The organism is Catonella sp. (assembly GCF_052173895.1).
GTDB lineage: Bacteria > Bacillota > Clostridia > Lachnospirales > Lachnospiraceae > Catonella.
Genome location: NZ_JBQMXS010000003.1, coordinates 44,774 through 62,074, shown reverse-complemented (window position 1 = coordinate 62,074; position 17,301 = coordinate 44,774). Strand labels below are relative to the sequence as shown.

Sequence of the window (17,301 nt, the reverse complement as noted above, 5' to 3'; positions counted from 1 at the left end):
CTCATTCATTTAAGTGCTTTTTTCTACTATTCTTCTTTCAACTCTATTTCCACCCCTCCATATCTTGATACCACAATCTTTTCTACCATAGTATCTACAAACCCTTTTGTAATCTCTCCAACATCAGCCAAATTTGACATTTCCTTTACATCATTCAATCTACTTGCTTTTTCCAATTCCTGCTCCAGCCTTTGCTTTTTCGATAAGAAGTTTTGTTTTTCCTGTAAATATTCTTCCTTCGATAGCTTTTTCTCTTTATACTTCTCATACTGTTTTTGCAAAGTAAGGTTTATGCTATTAAGCTCACAAGAAATATTATCCCTTTCCCGAACTGTAGCTTTTACACTTTCTTTGTCTACTTTAATTTTTTATCTTATCTAAAAGCAGTTCTTCCAACTTTTTCTCTTTGACAATATTACTCTTTTGATTTGCCTTGCAAAATTCACAATAATATTTTTTATAGGTGGAAATCCCCTTCTTTGTTTTTCGATGATCTTCCCTGTAAAGTAACCTTCTTCCACATTCTTTACAAAATACTCTCCTTTCAAAAATACCGAAATATCTCTTTTTATTGCTGCTTTTATTGAAACTTTTCTCTATATTTTGCTGCTTTATTTCCTGAACTTTATTAAAAACCTCTTTAGAAATGATTCCTTCATGGGTATCAGAAATTCTTTTCCATTCTTCTTTAGGCAGTGTTTTTGATTTTCTTCCACCAATTTTACTATCTTTAATTCGATTATATACATAATCTCCGGTATATATCTCCATACCTGTCATTCTGGAAATTGTTGCTCCTTGCCACATCCTCTTTTTTATCTCTGTTCCTGTTTTAAAATTATTTTTATAGCTTATAATTCCAAGTTCTTCTTTTCTCTCAGAATGAGTTATATAATCTTTTTCATTAAATATTCTTGCTATTTTTCTGCAAGAATATCCTTGTAAAATAAGTTCAAATGCCTCTTTTACAATAAATGCCGTCTTTTCATCTACAAGAATACGGTACTTATCATTAGGATCTCTTAAATAGCCAAAAGGAGCTAATCCATTCGTGTTTTTCCCCTGTGATTTTAACTCTTGGGATATACTCCTTATTTTCTGAGATAATTCTTTAGAATAAAAATCATATAACAAGCTTTTGAATTGGGTGTCTATCTTGGTTCCGTTACTTCTTTCTTTTTGGCTGTCATAGGCATCATTGATAGAAATAAAGCGAATACCCATAAACGGAAAGATATTCTCTAAATAATTTCCCATTTCAATATAATCTCTTGAAAATCTGGACATATCTTTTACAACAATAATGCTTATCTGATTATTTTTTAAATCATCAAGTAATCTTTGATATGCCGGTCTGTTAGAGCCTGTTCCTGAAAATCCGTCATCTACATATTCCGCCACTTCATACTCCATTAAATCTTTCTGCTCTTTGAGATAGTTTCTGATATATGCCCTCTGGTTATGAATACTTTCACTTTCCTCTTTTTTCTGATAATCCTCTACGGATAATCTTAGATAAATCGCTAATTTACTCATATTCACTGCCTCCTGACATTTCTATCTCTTTTGATACATCAAACTTAAAGTGTATTATTACTTCCCTATCCTTGGAAATTTGGATAAAATCAATAATTTTATGAATAAATTCCTCATCTATGCTATCCACATCTTTTGATTTCACATCAAACAAGTTATTTATAAAGCGTTTAAGTTCTTTTCTTTTTTGCTTTGTTTTTTCCTCTTTCTCAAAATATATTCCGATTTCTTCTTCGAGAGAATGAATTTGTCTTTGAATAACAAGCTTTTCTTTATGGTATTTATCTAATAAAAAATCTCCCCTTACATATTCTTCATACTTCTTTTGCAAGTCCGATAATCTATCTTTTTTCTTGTCTTGCAGATTTTTAAGCTTGATTTCCATATCCTTTTGTTGGGATTGATAAAAATACCTCAATCTATTTTGCAATTCAGATTTTGAACCAAAACTGTTTATAATATCTTTTATCGTATGAAACAGAATTTTATCAATTTCACTTTCCCATATCTTACAATGTAAATCACTTGCAAACAAAAAATTTTCTCCCTTACAAAAGAAATAGTATTGTTCCTTATTTTCTATTCCTGAATGAACACTTAAAGTATTCGTATGTCTTACCTTTAGTAATTGTCCGCATTCCATGCATATCAAAAGTCCTTTGTATTTATTATCTATCGTTTTGGTTTTGGTATATAAATTATGCTTTTCTCTTTGAACATTTCCCTTTTCCTTTCTGATATTTTGGATAGCAAGGAATTTTTCTTTACTAACAATAGCTTCATGGGTATGTTCCACTCTAATCCATTCCTCCATAGGCTTTTGTGAGCCTTTTTCTTTTCTAAGGCTTTTTTTCTCATATACACCCTGCACCATATTTCCGATATAGACTTCATTTTCAAGAAACTGTCCGATTGCTCCGGGACTCCATTGCTTTTTATTATCTGCATTTCTTAAAACTTCCCCCGTTTTCATATACTGCCAAGGTGTCGTATACTTCTTGGTCAGTTCTCTTGCAATATCTATTTGTGATGCACCTTCGTAAGCCAACTGAAAGATTAACTCTACCACTTCCTTTACCTTTTCATCTACAATTAGAACCCTTCCCTTATCTTTTCTAACTGCTTTATAGCCATAAGGGGCAAAAGTTCCTATAAAGTACCCCTGTTTCATCTTTGCCTGTTTAGTGCTGCTTACCTTTTTAGAAATATCTTTTGCATAGAGGTCATTGATGATGTTTTTGATTGTAATTTCAAAGGATTTTTTATCATCTGCCTTATTTTCCGTATCAAACTTATCATTTACGGATATGAAGCGGACACCCAAGAAAGGAAATACTTTTTCAATATAATTTCCAATTTCCAAATACTCCCTTCCAAATCTTGACATATCTTTTACAAGAATACAGTTTATCTTTCTTTCCCTAATATTCTCCATCATTTCATTAAAGGCAGGTCTTTTAAAATTGGTTCCGGTATATTCATAGTCCTGATAGACTTTAACAACAGGGATTCCTTTTTCTTTAGCGTACTTTATGCAAATTTCTTCCTGCATAGCAAGAGAATTGCTTTTATCTCTATATTCTTCCTTTCTGTCTTGAGATAATCTGGTATAAATTCCCGCTCGATAAATAGTAAGGTTCTTGCTACTGCTACTACGTTCCTCCATAACAGAGGTTTCATATCTTCTTTTAGTTCTAGCCATAACAAACCTCACTTTCCGCCCTTTTTTGTGCTACACCCTCTACTAGTGTCAATGGTATCTGCCATTTATTATCTTCAAGCAAAAATTTATGATTTTTTTTACCGCCTGCACATTTCACATTATTTTCCGTCTTGTCATTTGCTATAGCCTCTAAAAAGCCTACTTCTTCCTGATGATTAAAAACTACTTCAATTTCCTTGTTCTCTCCGATAAGAATTTTATCAATCAGCATAACAACAGAAAGTCTATCAAGCTTTGTGAGTGCTTTATATTTTTTCAGGTCAAACAGCCACATTTCATTATTTTTAATGCGTTCTTTGACACTTTCCTGTTTTTTTCTCCTGTACTCGATATTTTCATTAAGCTTGGTGATTTTCTCCAGATAGTTCCCACGAAACATCTGATATTCTTCTTTTGAAATAATTTTTTCTTCCAAGTCGAAATATAATGAAGATAAAAGATTTTGTGTCATTTCCTTTTCTCTTTTAAGTATCCCTATCTTACTATCTTTAATGTTTTTTGTAATATCAATCCTTTGGACTTTTTGATACAGATTTTCATGAAATAACAAGTATTCCTCAAAAATTCCTGCAATAACTTCCTCCAAATCTTCTTTTTTTATGCTATGCCTTGAGCAGGATTTTTCTTTGTTGTACTTTGAGCAGATATAAAACACCTGCTCTCTTTCTTTATATTTAACAACTCTCCTTACAAGCGGACTGTTACAGTCTTTACAAAATAACATTCCTGTAAAAAGATCCGTTTTTTTCTCTTTCGTGTTATACAAATCTCTTTTTAGCATACGATTTGCAATGTAAAAGACTTCTTTACTTATCAGTCCTTCATGGGTATCTTCCACCTTAACCCAATCTTTTTTGTCTTTTTCAATTTGTTTCTTATTTTTGTAATTGATTGTGGCACTTTTGCCTTGCAGCATTGTTCCGATATACACTTCATTTTCAATAATTCGATTGATAGATTTGGCAGACCAGTTTCCACCTTTTACTGCTTTAAAACCGCCTGTATAATGCAAGCCCTGCTTTTCCTTGTAAACTTTTGGCGAATCTATCCCTAAATCATTTAATTCTTCTGCAATGGCTTTCGATGAATAGCCTTTCAGTTTCATATCAAAAATGTTTTTGACAATATCCCTTACCTTTTCATCTACAATCAGCTTGTTTTTATTTTCTTCCGATTTTTTATAGCCATAAGGGGCAAAAGAACCGATATACTCCCCTTTTTCTCTTTTTACTTTTTGTGAACTTTTTACTTTATTTGATATATCTCTGGCATAGCTGTCATTGATAAAGTTTCTGATAGGCAGTATCAGATTGGTATCGCTCATATCCGCATTTTGGCTGTCATAATTATCGTTAATAGAAATAAACCTTATATCACACTGCGGAAATATTTTTTGAATATATTTCCCTGCTCCGATATAATCTCTCCCAAATCTGGACAGATCCTTTACAATAATGATGTCAAAAGTTCTATCATTTTTGCCGATTTCTTCCAACATATTTTTTAGTGCCGGTCTGTCATAGTTTGTGCCGGAATATCCATCATCTGCATATTCTTTGACGACTTCTATCTCATTTTTTCTTGCATAGCTTTGTATCAATTCTCTTTGATTGGTAATTGAGTTGCTCTCACTATGGATACCGTCATCTTTTGACAATCTTAAATACATACAAGCCTTATTTTTAAACATAAAAAAGCCTCCTTCCATTTGATTTATACAATAAACCAAACAAAGGTTAGGCTTCCACACGCTTATTATACCGCTCCTTAAATTTTATTGCAATACCGATTTTTAATCTGCAATCTTCTGCTCTCCGCTATATTCCTCTTTTTTACTATGATTTTACATCAAGTTACAAAAAGTTTTTCTTTGATATAGGCATCAATTAAAGATTCTAAGCGAAGTCCGTTATCGGAAAATCTTACTGTTACGGTATACCCCTCTATCTGACTTATCTTCTGCTTTCGCTCTTGCACTTTTCTTTTATCTTTCAGTTCCACACTTTTCTTGCTTTTTGTGGGATTTCTTTTGTTTTCATTCATAAGAAAATTCTCCTTATCTAAATATAAGTTTTATGACATTAACAGGTGTCTTGGCTGACAACATAGGAATTTCACCTCCGCCTCTTTTAAGATGAGCCGGCTTTCACTAAAGAAGTATCATTATCCCCATTTACATCTTCGCACATAGGCTACCATGCCTATTTTCTATCTTTCAAATTTATCGCTCACTTTCTTTTATCCTTTGCATTTGCAAGTATTCATTTTAACCGAGAGTATAAAAAGGCTTATATTTGCCTCCTCTCATCTCTTATTTCTCAGCAGAAAGGTCTTAGCGTTTGCAGATAATTTGCTCCATAAACGGTTAAAGTCCTGTTTTGGTCTATGAAATTGTCAAGGTTCAAGGCTCTTATATCTACAAAAATATATTCAATTTTTTCAAGGTAAAATTTTCCCTCTATATATAAACCTTACTTTCAAAGGCTCTTGTTTCCATTTTCCCAAAAAAATTTCAAAAATTTTTAAAAAAGTAGGGAACAGACTGCAAATCTAATCTGTTCCCTGCCTGTTAGCTGTTATTCAAGCATCTCTTTGAGCTTCTTTAAGATTTTATTTCTAAAACTGAAAATCTTCTTGGAAGATACTTGTTGTTCTTTTGCTAAATCACGAATGGTCATTTCTTTGAAATACAAAGAATCTATCACCTTTCTCTCTTCATCATTTAACTTTCCTAATGCTTGGTATAGATCCTCAATCCTCATTTTGGTTTCAATGATTTTCTCAATATCTATATTTTCATCCGCAATGGAATTTAAGTCAACCTTGTAATCGTCAAACCCGTACACCTTATGCTTTCTGTTTAGTCTATTTAAATGAATTTCGTGATTGCTCTCTTTTTTATATGCCCTATACACTTCGTCAGATACATATATCTTTTTACCTCTAACATAAATGTATTTCCTTTTATCTGTCATTATGATAAAGTCCTCCTTCTTATTCAAAATTTCAAAATCTGATTTTTTGAACAAAAAAAGGAGGACTTCTGCATTTTGACATACAAAGCCCTCTTAAAATTATAAATATTTTTGATGGTTTAATATTATGTTTTAATAAAGTAAGTTTATATACATCTCATAAAAATCACCATTAACTTACATCAAAAATATAAATAAATTCAAATTTTCAGCATATTCGCACCCCATTAAATTCAAGATTATAATCCTATTATAGCAAATGCAGTATAATTCAAAAATGTTTCTTACACCCAAACCTTTACCTCTTTTATAATTTCAAAGAGATTTCCACCAATCGCATTATTTTTTTCATTTTTTACATTATATTCCCAAAAATTGCAAAAAATATAAATATAACCACTAAATATGATTGTTATTTTTTTTAATTTTATAAAGTAAATTATTAAAATTCTGTCTAGTGCAGAAGTAATTCCACGGCTCACTCACACTTCCTGTCTTTATTTCGTTAATTAATAAACAGCGATTAGAATCACAAATTTCCAAATGACTACAATCTATACACTCAGACCTCGCACTACTTTTATAATATTTTTCATTTAGCTTTTTTAATTTTTTATCAGGTGAATTTATATTTCCTAATTTAAATTTATCTATACCTATAGCATATATACAAGGATAAATATCTCCATTAAAATTAATTGAAAATTCATTTATTCCGCCATTGCAAAGTGAATTAGCATTTAATCTCAAAGGATTTTCCAAATTTGCATAATATAAATCTGATAATTCTTCTTTTTCAAGTATGTTATTTAATTCTTTATTATACTCAAACATTTCTAACAATTCTTCATAATTCCATTTTTCTTTAAAATTTAATTCACAAGTAATTTCTTTTATCCCAATTCTATAAATATCAAGTACATTGTGTATAAATCTATCTTTAGTATTTTTTGAAATAGTAACTCTAGCCACTAAATCCGGCCTATATTTCAATAGTATCTTAATGTTTTTAACAACTACATCATATGAACCTTCGTTATTTTTAAATACTCTATTTTTATCATGAGAAATATTATCTCCATCAATACTAACATAAATCCTACTCATTTGTGACATTATATCTATAATCTCTTCATTTAAAACTGTTAAATTTGTAGTGATTTCATAAGATATATTATTTGAAAAAATACTATTCTCTTTGATTTTATTTAACATATATCTAATATTTTTATAATTTAACAAAGGTTCACCACCATGAATTTTCATTTGAACTACAGATTCCTTATCAGACTTAAGACATTCTTTTTCAATAAATATAATCATATTATCAATAGTATCAATATTCATATTAGTGTTGAGTTGTTTGTGTTCTTCATAACAATACTTGCATTCTAAATTACATTGATTAGTAAAATATACTGTCAAATTCATCTATCCACCTCTTTCAAATATTTGAAATTACTATTTAGATATTCAATAATAATTATCATGCCAACAGATATAACAACAAAAAACAGTGATATTATTTTATCATCGTTTTCAATTATTTCAAATATCTTATATATGATAGCAACTCTTAATCCCCTTATAATCGAATACATACAATATATAAATGATAAGGTTGCTCCTATCCATTTGTTTTTAACAATCTTTGATAGAAACATATTAGTAGCTAAAAAGAAAAATACTGTAACAAAATTATAATAAAAATCCTTTACAATATTCATATCATTACTCATATAGATTTTACGAATAACAATTTGAAACAAGAATATGATAATAAGAAAAGGTAGCAATAATGAAATTACTAAAACAGTATCTTTCATGACAAATCCTTTTTTACACAAAAGTTCCTGTTCTCTAACATTCTTATTTCTTATTGTAGAAACATATGTAATAGCAATAATACAGTATATACTAATATATGGTCTTAATACTTCCATCGCTTTTATTCCTAATACTTCTTTATATAAAATTGATATAATAATTAAAAAAATAAACAATCCCATATATATTCCATAACTATTTAATAATTTTATTTCAATTTTTATTCTATCAAGCATTTATTTTCCTCATTTTCTTAGAAGCCAGCATTATGAAAACCAAACTGAATATAAAAAGTAATCCTAAATTTTCATATAAGTATGGCAAGTAGAAATCTCCCCAGAAACTAGAAGAATACCTTACCAATATCGAAAAGGGTTTTACTATCCATTTCACGAATGATCCATTTTTCATAGGCATATTACTATATAACAATAAGGCTGCTGTAAAAACACTTGATATAAACCATCTTTGGGTAATAATATTTAAAAATACACTATAGGAAATTATAAAAATAATTGGCACTAAACTAATATATGGATAGATAAACGCATATAAAAAATCCCGATATTCCGTTTGAGCAAATATAAAATAAAAAATATTATTTATAGTAATGAAAAGTGCTATCATACCAATGGTTGGTAATATATCTTTTGATAGATTTTTTATGGTCAATTGATTTCTATATTTGTATAGTTCTATGTAGTTTTTATTGCTATAATCGTGAAATCTAAAAGGAACATAAATAATCATCATCATCACTAAGTATAGTAAGAAGAATTCAGTATATTTGTAGAAAAAATGTTTTTTACCCTGTTTCTCAACATTATCAATTACATACTGATTGTATTGTTCTAAGTTGGCATTCTTGCCAACAGTATCATAAAATATATAGGAAAATATTCCTGTCATTCCTGTATTTGTTTCAACTATACTTTCTACTTCATTAACAGTTAGATTTTCATTATTTGCTAATTTATGCTCTATTTTTTCAATAACGTTCTTTTCTTGACTTTTTTCTATATTCCCGTTTTCACTACTATCTTTTAAATATTTTTTTAAATTATCTATTGCCTGATTCATATGTTCTTGTTCATCTTTAAAAGGTAATAGCATATTTGCATTACTTGATCCAAAAATGCCGTCCTCCGCATCCTGCATATAGACTTCATTATATTCATCCGCTGATAATGCTTTGGTATAATTCTTATAACTGTGAACATTCATGAATGTCAATAAGGATACACCAATTAAAAAAATGATAAGTATAAACTTATTGCCGCTTCCAATCGTTTTACTCATATCTATCAACTCCTCTTAAATACAAATAGGCATCTTCTAAGTTTGGCACTTCTTCTATACAATTTATGTATAGTGGCTTTCCTTTACTAAAAAATCTCACTAATGGTTTTCCCCTGTAAATTTTTTCGCTGATAACATATTCATTTTTCATCTCTTTAAAAGATGAATCCTTTTCACAACTAAATATATGTCCCTTGGCTCTATCGAGCATTTCAGATACAGTCGTATCTTCAATTAACTGCCCTTTTTCTAATAAAATCACACGATCCGAAATGCTTTCAATATCTTCTGTTAAATGAGTCGATATAAGAACACAATGTTCTTGTCCATATTCATAGATTATTTTTCTCATAGTTTTCCTTTGTTCTGGATCCAATCCAACAGTTGGTTCGTCTAAAACAAGGATTTGTGGATTTCTTAATAAAGCCTGGCATAATCCAACTCTTCTTCTCATCCCTCCAGATAAATGTTTTAATTTTGTATTCTTTTTATCTTCCAATTCAACATCAATAATTAAATTTTCAACTCGTTTCTTTCTTTCTTCTTTTTCTATTCCATCAATAGTTGCAAAATAATCTAAGTATTGGTAAATAGTCATACTTTCGTAAAATGAAAGTTCTTGAGGCATATACCCTATGACATCTCTAAGAACTCTTAGGTTATTTTCTTCTATTATTTCATTTTTATATATTATTTCCCCTTTAGACTGACGAACTATAGTACATATAATCCTTATTAAAGTAGTTTTACCTGCCCCGTTAGGTCCAATAAGTCCTATCACACCTTTATTCAAATTTAGGTTTACATCATTCAGAGCTAATTTATTTTTATATTGCTTAGTTATATTTTTTAGTTCTATCATATATTCCTCCTAATAAAAAACAATACTCTTTAAGCATTTACCTATTAAATAAAAAACATCATACCTATATTAATATAAACATAGGTATAATGTTCAAGGGAGTGTTGAAGTTTACATTCTATGAAAAGAAATTTCCGAATTTATATAATTTCATTACACTCAAACACGTCAATAAATAATAATAGTATTTATTCCCTTCATGCCGTTTTTTTATACATATATTTACTATCTCTTTCGATAAACTTCTTCGCCAGTTTGCCCATCAAGCACTTTGCATGGCATATTATTTATTTCTCTTATTTGCCCTTCACTATAATCCTCTATTTCTTTTCCTTTCGCTATAAAGCGTCTTACTAACTTTATTTGCATTTTCATTAGTTCCTCTTTCATAGTAACAATAACTGTGGGCATAATACACATCTTGCACACCTAATTTTTCTATCCCCTCTGTATTCGCAAACTCCGCCCTATTGTCCACCGTAATACTGCGAAATCTCCGTTTAAATGTCTTAGGGTATTCCAGACTATATTCACTATATGTACTTAAATCACTATATAACAATCATTCTTAACATTACCAAAATCTGATTTCTTTCCCCGAAAGTTAAATGTTTACCTTTTCTTCGTTCTGTGTTATAGTACTCTTGCATAGTTACTCTCCTTATAATTTGGTTTTGGTCAACAAACTCATATCATATATTAGCTATGTTCTTCTTTTTTATTTTTCTCCACTAAAAAGCAGACACTCCATTTTACTATTTATAAAATATTCTTTCAACAAAAGATTTCCCTTATTACTGAGCTATTTTCCTATCATATCAATATCAGCTAAAGATAGGTCTGTCAAAAATCTCTTTATATCTTCTTTTTTTACATTTTTTGATATTACTTTAAATACACCATATTTTCTACCATCTAACTTACTTCATAACTACTATTTGGGTATCAAATGGTATATTCCCTTTAACATAATGTACTTGATATTCTTCTTTTATTTCTCTACCTGTTTCCTGTAGATATTTGAAAAGCTCTGTAGGGTAGATATCTCTAAATAATGAAACTGTTATTTGTTTTTCATATATCTCATTTACTGTACTGCCTAATGATTTATACATACAGGCATAACCTTCTGTTTTGAATAAATCATCTATTGTCAGCCCATTATCAGGACTTTTATATTTTAAATAACTTTCCAATTTCGTTATCCAGCTTTACTCCCTGTATGAAATCTTATTTTGTCTGGTATATCTCCCATATTTACCTCCTACTTTTTTCTTAATTTATATTATATCAGTTTTTTAGTGCTTTGTATATAAGTTTCAATCATCTTTACAATATAAATCGCAACCCTAAGTGTTAGTTTTTTATAAAGTTTTATAAACCCCATTAGAACTTAATCCATCTAACAACTTTCTAGGATAGTTATTCATAAATTTTTCTATTTCTTTTTACTGAATTTACCTATGTCTATCCCATTTTCAATAAAGTACCTTATTAGTTTATTATTTTCATTGCTACCTCTCTCATAAGAGTTATACCGACTTTTATTATCCAGAATCCAGATAATTGTAGACCAACTAAGGAAAGTCAATAGTTATTTTTTTAAATTGTAAGAATATTTTTCAGTTACCAAACCTAAAAATGCACATAGCAAATAAGCCTCATACACTTTCTTTTTTTGAGGCAACACTTTTAATAATTTATGCAGCCTGCTTACTATTTTCACGAATTAGTTTTTGATGTTCTTCAGGTGTTCTTAATTCAAATGATTTTTGGTTTCTAAGAACAGCAAAAATCATTTGAACCATCTTTCGCATAATTGCACACATTACAACTTTATACGGTTTTTCAGCTATTTTCTTTTCAAAATAAGCTCGCATAACAGGATTTAAATACTCTCTGTTGCGATTCGGATATACATTAGACTTTGCCAACATATGGAGAATTAAGCGAACATGAGGTGATCCTCGTTTAGAGATTTTATTGTTTTTCCTATTGTATGTTCCGCTTTGAGATACTCCCGGATCCAAGCCAAAGAAGGCAACTAATTCTTTCGGTTTAGAGAAATTGGATATGTATCCAAGTTCTGATAAAACAACACAGGCTGTGTATTCTCCAATGCCCGGAATACTTTGTAAAAGCATAATATCATTATGAAACTTTTCATCTAAAAGAGATAATTTCTTGATTTCATCATTGATTGCTTTCAAAGCTTCCTGTAAACTGAAAATAACACTTACCCTTGTTTGAATAAGTACTGATGAACTAAGGTTTACTATACAAACTTCAATAGATTTTTCAGCAGCTTGCAATAGTTTTTCATACTTTGCTTCGGCATAGGAATAGCTTTTGTGTGAATTCTCTTTTATCAGCTGAATCATATCTTGCTTATTTTCAGGAGATAAGACATCCTGTACAGTAGGATATTTTTCAAGCAAAGATAAAGATGTTTTACCTTGCAAATCCGGAAAGGAAATGTCTAAAAAAGCGATTAAGCAGTTGATGTGTTCCACAATTTCATCAGTCAATTCTTTGTGTTGTCTGCAAAGCTTTTTGATACTGTTAACGGTATCTGAGTGTGTAATTGTTTCATTGTAATTTTTAATACGATATAGCAACGCTATATTATATGCATCCGTTTTATCTGATTTGATTTTTCGGATATTGATATTTTTCAATTCCCCACTTTGAATCGGATTAATTACAATGACTTCGTACTTATGGTTACGAAAAAAATTAGCTGAAATTTGATGGTAGTGTGCGGTAGCTTCCATGATAATTACTGCCCTGTCTTCATATTCATATTCATCTTCTACTTTTTCAAGTACAGAGATGAGCGAATTCATACCAATAACAGCATTATAAATTTTAATTCTTTTGATAATGTTATTATTGGGCGATAGAATACAGATATCACTGAAAGCCTTACTCACATCAATTCCTACAACAATTTTTTCTGACATAATATACCTCCTATAATTTGGGATGCCCTGTTAATCCAAAACCACAACAGGATCTTAAGTTTACAGGTAATCAATAAATGAACCTAACCAACCGAAAAGATGAAAGGTAATGGAATGAGGGTGGAGTCTACGAAATGAGTAATTCCTAAGTTGGAAACCCAGCAAGCACATAAAACAATCCCATTTCATCCCTAATATCTATAATTTTATCATAGATGATTAGGTTCATTTTTAAGAAATATGCTTAGAGCTGTTCTTATACTATTAGTATATGAGTTATACCGACTTTTTTATTATACCGATTTTTAGATGAAACCACGACATTTAATGAGTTTTCATACGGAAAAGTCGGTATAATATTTTTCATTTCCAAATAAATTAAATTTTTGAATGTAAAATGTATATCTTAAAAAGTCGGTATAACTTTTTATTGAAACCATAAAATCAACTAAAGATAATAAAAGTAGCAGAAGTTTTTCTGACTATTTTATTAAAAGGAGCTTTTATGGAACAATACGTTGTTTATGTGAAAGATATGCTTTCACCAATTATGGATTTTTTGGAAAACTGTGGGTATGACAAGCATACTTTATGGGGAAATATGTATAATGATTTCTCTTCCATTATGAGATTCTATGAAAAATTAGGATTTGAATATTATGATCCTCCAGTTACAAAAAAATATATTAATGAAATCTGGTTAAAATACCAAAAAGGTGAAATAAGTCGTTCGTTCTATCTCAAAATTCGTAAAGCAGGGGACAGATTAGATGAGTTCTATAATACAGGAAAATTGGACTTATCTTTCAATAAAAAGCAGAGTAAGTTTATTTTAAATGATGAAAATTCAAAATTGCTGTCCTCGTTTTTAAATTCCAGAGATTTTCATTTGAATACAAAATGGGATTTTGCATGGGCAATTCGTAGATATTTACATTACTTTGAGAAAAGAGGAATTCATTCAGTAAAAGAAATTAAAACAAAGGACATAAGAGAATTTATTGTTGATACAGGAAGTAAAGTTTCATCAGGTTCTTTGCATAATATATTTTGTTATCTTAGAAAATTTTATAAATTTCTTCATGCTATTGATGATGAAATTCCGGAAAGGATACCTTTATTTTCGTATAAAATTCCAAGAAAAACATCTATAAGAAATCCAATAACTGATGATGAATTAAATCTGATACAAAAAAATATTAATACCTCTACAGATATTGGAAAAAGAGATATGGCTATAATAGAATTAGGAGCAAGTACAGGACTTAGAGCAATAGATATTGTAAATTTGAAACTTACTGATATTGATTGGCTAAAAGGAGAAATTCATATTTTTCAATCAAAAACAGGCAAATCTCTATCACTTCCCATAATCCCTAAAACAGGAGAATGTATAAAAGATTATATTTTAAATTCACGCCCAAAATCAGAGTGCAAAGAAATATTTTTAAGAGAAAAAGCTCCTTTTACTTCGATTACTGCCGTTACAGTTGCATATATGTTTAACAAATATTGTGGAAAAGCAGGGATAAAAAGAGTAGCTTTTGACGGAAAGGGATTCCATAGCCTTAGATGTCGTTTGGCAAAAAATATGATAACTGCAGGAATTCCTATAACAACTATATCCCAAGTTTTAGGACACACTAATATAGAAACCACAAAAATATATTTGTCCTTAGACTCGGAAAATTTAAAGGAGTGTAGCTTAAATTTCGAAAATATACGTCTTGAAAGGAGTGAATTACTATGAATACAATTTTTTCAAGTAACTTTTCATCCTCTTTAAAATCTATGATTGAATACAAAAAAACTATAGGATATTCAGAAAATACCTATCTTCCATATTGCAAAAATTTTGATAGATATTGCTTTAAAAATTATCCAAAAGATGAATATTTAACTAAAGACATTGTTTTAGATTGGATAAGTGCAAGTGAATGTAAATCAGGCCGTATCATTCAAGCAAGAGCGGGATTCATCAGAGGATTCGGAAAGTATTTATCAAATATTGGAATTAACACTTATGTTTTACCAAATAAATTTAATGGAATAAAACAAAAGTTTAGCCCATATATATTCACTGATGATGAATTAAGTTCATTATTTAAAACAATAGATAAATCAAAGAACAGTCGCAATTCATTTCAGGGTTTGGTATTCTCTACTATATTTCGTCTTATCTATACTTGCGGTTTAAGGCCAAGAGAAGCAAGGCTCTTAAAAAGAACAACTATTAATCTAAACACGGGTGAAATTTTAATAACTCAAACGAAAAATCATAAAGAGCGTATAGTTGTTATGTCAGATGATATGCTTTCATTAGCCAAAAAATATTTATACCTTAGGGATTTGGCATATCAAAATTGCGAATGGTTTTTTCCTTTATCACATGATAATCCATACTCAGAAGCCTTATTGCAAAGATGGTTTAAGAAATTTTTCATAGATTCAAAATCACAGATAGATCCTGATATTCTTCCAATCGTTAGAGTATACGATTTAAGACATCGTTTTGCAACAGCAGTATTAAGCAAATGGCTATCTGAAAAAGCTGATTTAAATTCAAAACTTCCATATTTAAGCACATATATGGGACATAGTTCATTATCAGCTACAGCATATTACATTCATATTCTACCGGAAAATTTAATGAAATCATCCGGTATTGATTGGAATTATATGCAAAAAATTTTACCGGAGGTAACGCTATGGGAAGATTAAAAGATGAAGTGTTTTTTCAGACACTTAATGATTATTTCAATCATTATTTACCTGTACAAAGATGTGCAAGTATCCACACAATTAAAGCGTACCGTAGTGCTATCCATAAATTATTAGAATATATTCTAAAAAAGAAAAACATAAAATTAAATGAAGTAGGCTTTGAAGATTTAGACTACGAAACTGTAGATTCATACCTTGAAAATATTGTAAAGGAACAAGGGCTTTCGCAAAAAACAAGAAATCATAGACTAAACTCTATACTTTCATTTTTAAGCTATGCTGCAGATATGACTCCTGAGTATATGATATATCATTCAAATATATCTAAGATTCCAAAACAAAAAGTAGAATCTAAAGCAGTAGAATATATGAGCGAAAAAGTAGTCCATACTCTTATCAATCAGGCTGATACAAAAACTAAAAAAGGAATTAGGAATCAATTTATTATGATTCTTATGTATGATACAGGTGCAAGAATACAAGAAATCATAAATCTTAAAGTATGTGATATTAAATTAGGTAAAACACCCACTGTTATGCTTTTTGGAAAAGGTAATAAAACAAGAGTAGTTCCCATTATGGAATATACAGTAAGTCATTATTTAAATTACTTGCAAATCTATCACAAAGATGAAAATGAGTATTCAAAGAAACCGCTTTTTTATACCAAAAGAAAAAACATAATTCAAGCTATGTCAGATGATAATATCAGAAAATTTTTGAATCAGTATGCAGACTCTGCAAGAAAAATTTGTCCTGAAGTACCGGAAAAAATTCACCCGCACCTTTTTAGACATAGCAGAGCAATGCATTTATATCAACATGGAATGGATTTGACCTTAATATCCCAATGGTTAGGACATTCAAATTTGGAAACAACACTAATATACGCTCACGCAGATACAGATCAAAAAAGAAGAGCCATTGAAAAATCTATGGGTAAAAATATTATCGGTGAGATAGATATTCCTAAATATATTATTGATGACGAAGATATTCTAAAAAAATTATATGGTCTGATTTAATAAAAAGTTATACCGACTTTTTGCACTTGAATTTTCAGTTAGTTGATTTATTCCAAATCAAAAACTACAAAAGTTATACCGACTTTTAATGTTTGTAATCTACCAAACATAACACTCCTGATTGAAAGTCGGTATAACTCTAAAGTCAGTATAACTACAATTATCTGGAATTCCGGATAATATGAGCAAGCACAGTAAGTGCATATGCACTTACGAAAAAATTGACATATCCCTTGCTTTCGCTCAGGATTACTTTGTCAATTTTTGCTTGTTGGGGAATATCCCCAACCCCCTTTATTTTACCCCTATTCTATTCTCCCTAAAACTAAAATATTTGCCGTTTTGCTATCTTTTCATTGAAGTTTTT

16 protein-coding genes and 1 pseudogene are annotated in these 17,301 nt (G+C 29.7%); 3 read left to right on the top strand and 14 right to left on the bottom strand.

The window, feature by feature from the left end; all coding sequences use genetic code 11:
• Positions 1-26: 26 nt before the first annotated feature.
• From ACTTG8_RS01295 to ACTTG8_RS01230, 14 genes and pseudogenes are all read right to left on the bottom strand, one after another.
• Positions 27-281 carry a hypothetical protein gene (locus ACTTG8_RS01295; RefSeq protein ID WP_442560323.1) on the bottom strand — a complete coding sequence of 85 codons (255 nt, stop codon included), beginning with the start codon at positions 279-281 and terminating at the stop codon, positions 27-29.
• A 79-nt stretch (positions 282-360) separates the two neighbouring features.
• Positions 361-1,536 carry a recombinase family protein gene (locus tag ACTTG8_RS01290; RefSeq protein ID WP_442560322.1) on the bottom strand — a complete coding sequence of 392 codons (1,176 nt, stop codon included), beginning with the start codon at positions 1,534-1,536 and terminating at the stop codon, positions 361-363.
• The gene (locus ACTTG8_RS01285; protein WP_442560321.1) at positions 1,529-3,238 is read right to left on the bottom strand and encodes a recombinase family protein; all 1,710 of its coding nucleotides are present in this window, start codon (positions 3,236-3,238) and stop codon (positions 1,529-1,531) included. The genes ACTTG8_RS01290 and ACTTG8_RS01285 overlap by 8 nt, the downstream gene beginning before the upstream one ends.
• Positions 3,231-4,949 carry a recombinase family protein gene (locus tag ACTTG8_RS01280; RefSeq protein WP_442560320.1) on the bottom strand — a complete coding sequence of 573 codons (1,719 nt, stop codon included), beginning with the start codon at positions 4,947-4,949 and terminating at the stop codon, positions 3,231-3,233. The genes ACTTG8_RS01285 and ACTTG8_RS01280 overlap by 8 nt, the downstream gene beginning before the upstream one ends.
• A gap of 158 nt (positions 4,950-5,107) precedes the next feature.
• Complete coding sequence (locus ACTTG8_RS01275) at positions 5,108-5,302, bottom strand: hypothetical protein (protein WP_442560319.1); 195 nt, start codon at positions 5,300-5,302, stop codon at positions 5,108-5,110.
• Between the two features lie 533 nt (positions 5,303-5,835).
• Positions 5,836-6,234, bottom strand: a complete 399-nt coding sequence (locus tag ACTTG8_RS01270) for a sigma factor-like helix-turn-helix DNA-binding protein (protein WP_442560318.1) — start codon at positions 6,232-6,234, stop codon at positions 5,836-5,838.
• 399 nt (positions 6,235-6,633) lie between these two features.
• A complete protein-coding gene (locus ACTTG8_RS01265) occupies positions 6,634-7,665 on the bottom strand; it encodes a radical SAM protein (RefSeq protein WP_442560317.1) in 1,032 nt (343 codons plus the stop codon).
• Positions 7,662-8,297, bottom strand: coding sequence for a hypothetical protein (locus tag ACTTG8_RS01260; RefSeq protein ID WP_442554101.1), 636 nt, complete (start codon positions 8,295-8,297; stop codon positions 7,662-7,664). Before ACTTG8_RS01260 ends, ACTTG8_RS01265 begins: the two co-directional genes overlap by 4 nt.
• Positions 8,290-9,360, bottom strand: coding sequence for a CHASE3 domain-containing protein (locus ACTTG8_RS01255; protein WP_442554102.1), 1,071 nt, complete (start codon positions 9,358-9,360; stop codon positions 8,290-8,292). Before ACTTG8_RS01255 ends, ACTTG8_RS01260 begins: the two co-directional genes overlap by 8 nt.
• Positions 9,353-10,222: an ABC transporter ATP-binding protein gene (locus tag ACTTG8_RS01250; RefSeq protein WP_442554103.1), complete on the bottom strand. Its 870-nt coding sequence runs from the start codon at positions 10,220-10,222 to the stop codon at positions 9,353-9,355. The genes ACTTG8_RS01255 and ACTTG8_RS01250 overlap by 8 nt, the downstream gene beginning before the upstream one ends.
• Before the next feature lie 225 nt (positions 10,223-10,447).
• On the bottom strand, positions 10,448-10,612 hold the full coding sequence (locus tag ACTTG8_RS01245; protein WP_442560316.1) for a hypothetical protein: 165 nt from the start codon (positions 10,610-10,612) through the stop codon (positions 10,448-10,450).
• A 530-nt stretch (positions 10,613-11,142) separates the two neighbouring features.
• The gene (locus tag ACTTG8_RS01240) at positions 11,143-11,418 is read right to left on the bottom strand and encodes a hypothetical protein (RefSeq protein WP_442554078.1); all 276 of its coding nucleotides are present in this window, start codon (positions 11,416-11,418) and stop codon (positions 11,143-11,145) included.
• A 168-nt stretch (positions 11,419-11,586) separates the two neighbouring features.
• Positions 11,587-11,759: pseudogene (locus ACTTG8_RS01235) on the bottom strand (IS30 family transposase); the annotation flags it as partial.
• Between the two features lie 163 nt (positions 11,760-11,922).
• Positions 11,923-13,185, bottom strand: a complete 1,263-nt coding sequence (locus tag ACTTG8_RS01230; protein WP_442554077.1) for an IS110 family transposase — start codon at positions 13,183-13,185, stop codon at positions 11,923-11,925.
• Between the two features lie 535 nt (positions 13,186-13,720).
• Here ACTTG8_RS01230 and ACTTG8_RS01225 point away from each other — a divergent pair.
• From ACTTG8_RS01225 to ACTTG8_RS01215, 3 genes are read left to right on the top strand one after another with little or no spacing between them, the layout of a single operon-like run.
• On the top strand, positions 13,721-14,935 hold the full coding sequence (locus tag ACTTG8_RS01225) for a tyrosine-type recombinase/integrase (protein ID WP_442560368.1): 1,215 nt from the start codon (positions 13,721-13,723) through the stop codon (positions 14,933-14,935).
• The gene (locus ACTTG8_RS01220) at positions 14,932-15,906 is read left to right on the top strand and encodes a tyrosine-type recombinase/integrase (protein ID WP_442560315.1); all 975 of its coding nucleotides are present in this window, start codon (positions 14,932-14,934) and stop codon (positions 15,904-15,906) included. The genes ACTTG8_RS01225 and ACTTG8_RS01220 overlap by 4 nt, the downstream gene beginning before the upstream one ends.
• Positions 15,894-16,934, top strand: a complete 1,041-nt coding sequence (locus tag ACTTG8_RS01215; RefSeq protein ID WP_442560314.1) for a tyrosine-type recombinase/integrase — start codon at positions 15,894-15,896, stop codon at positions 16,932-16,934. The genes ACTTG8_RS01220 and ACTTG8_RS01215 overlap by 13 nt, the downstream gene beginning before the upstream one ends.
• The last annotated feature ends 367 nt before the right edge of the window (positions 16,935-17,301 follow it).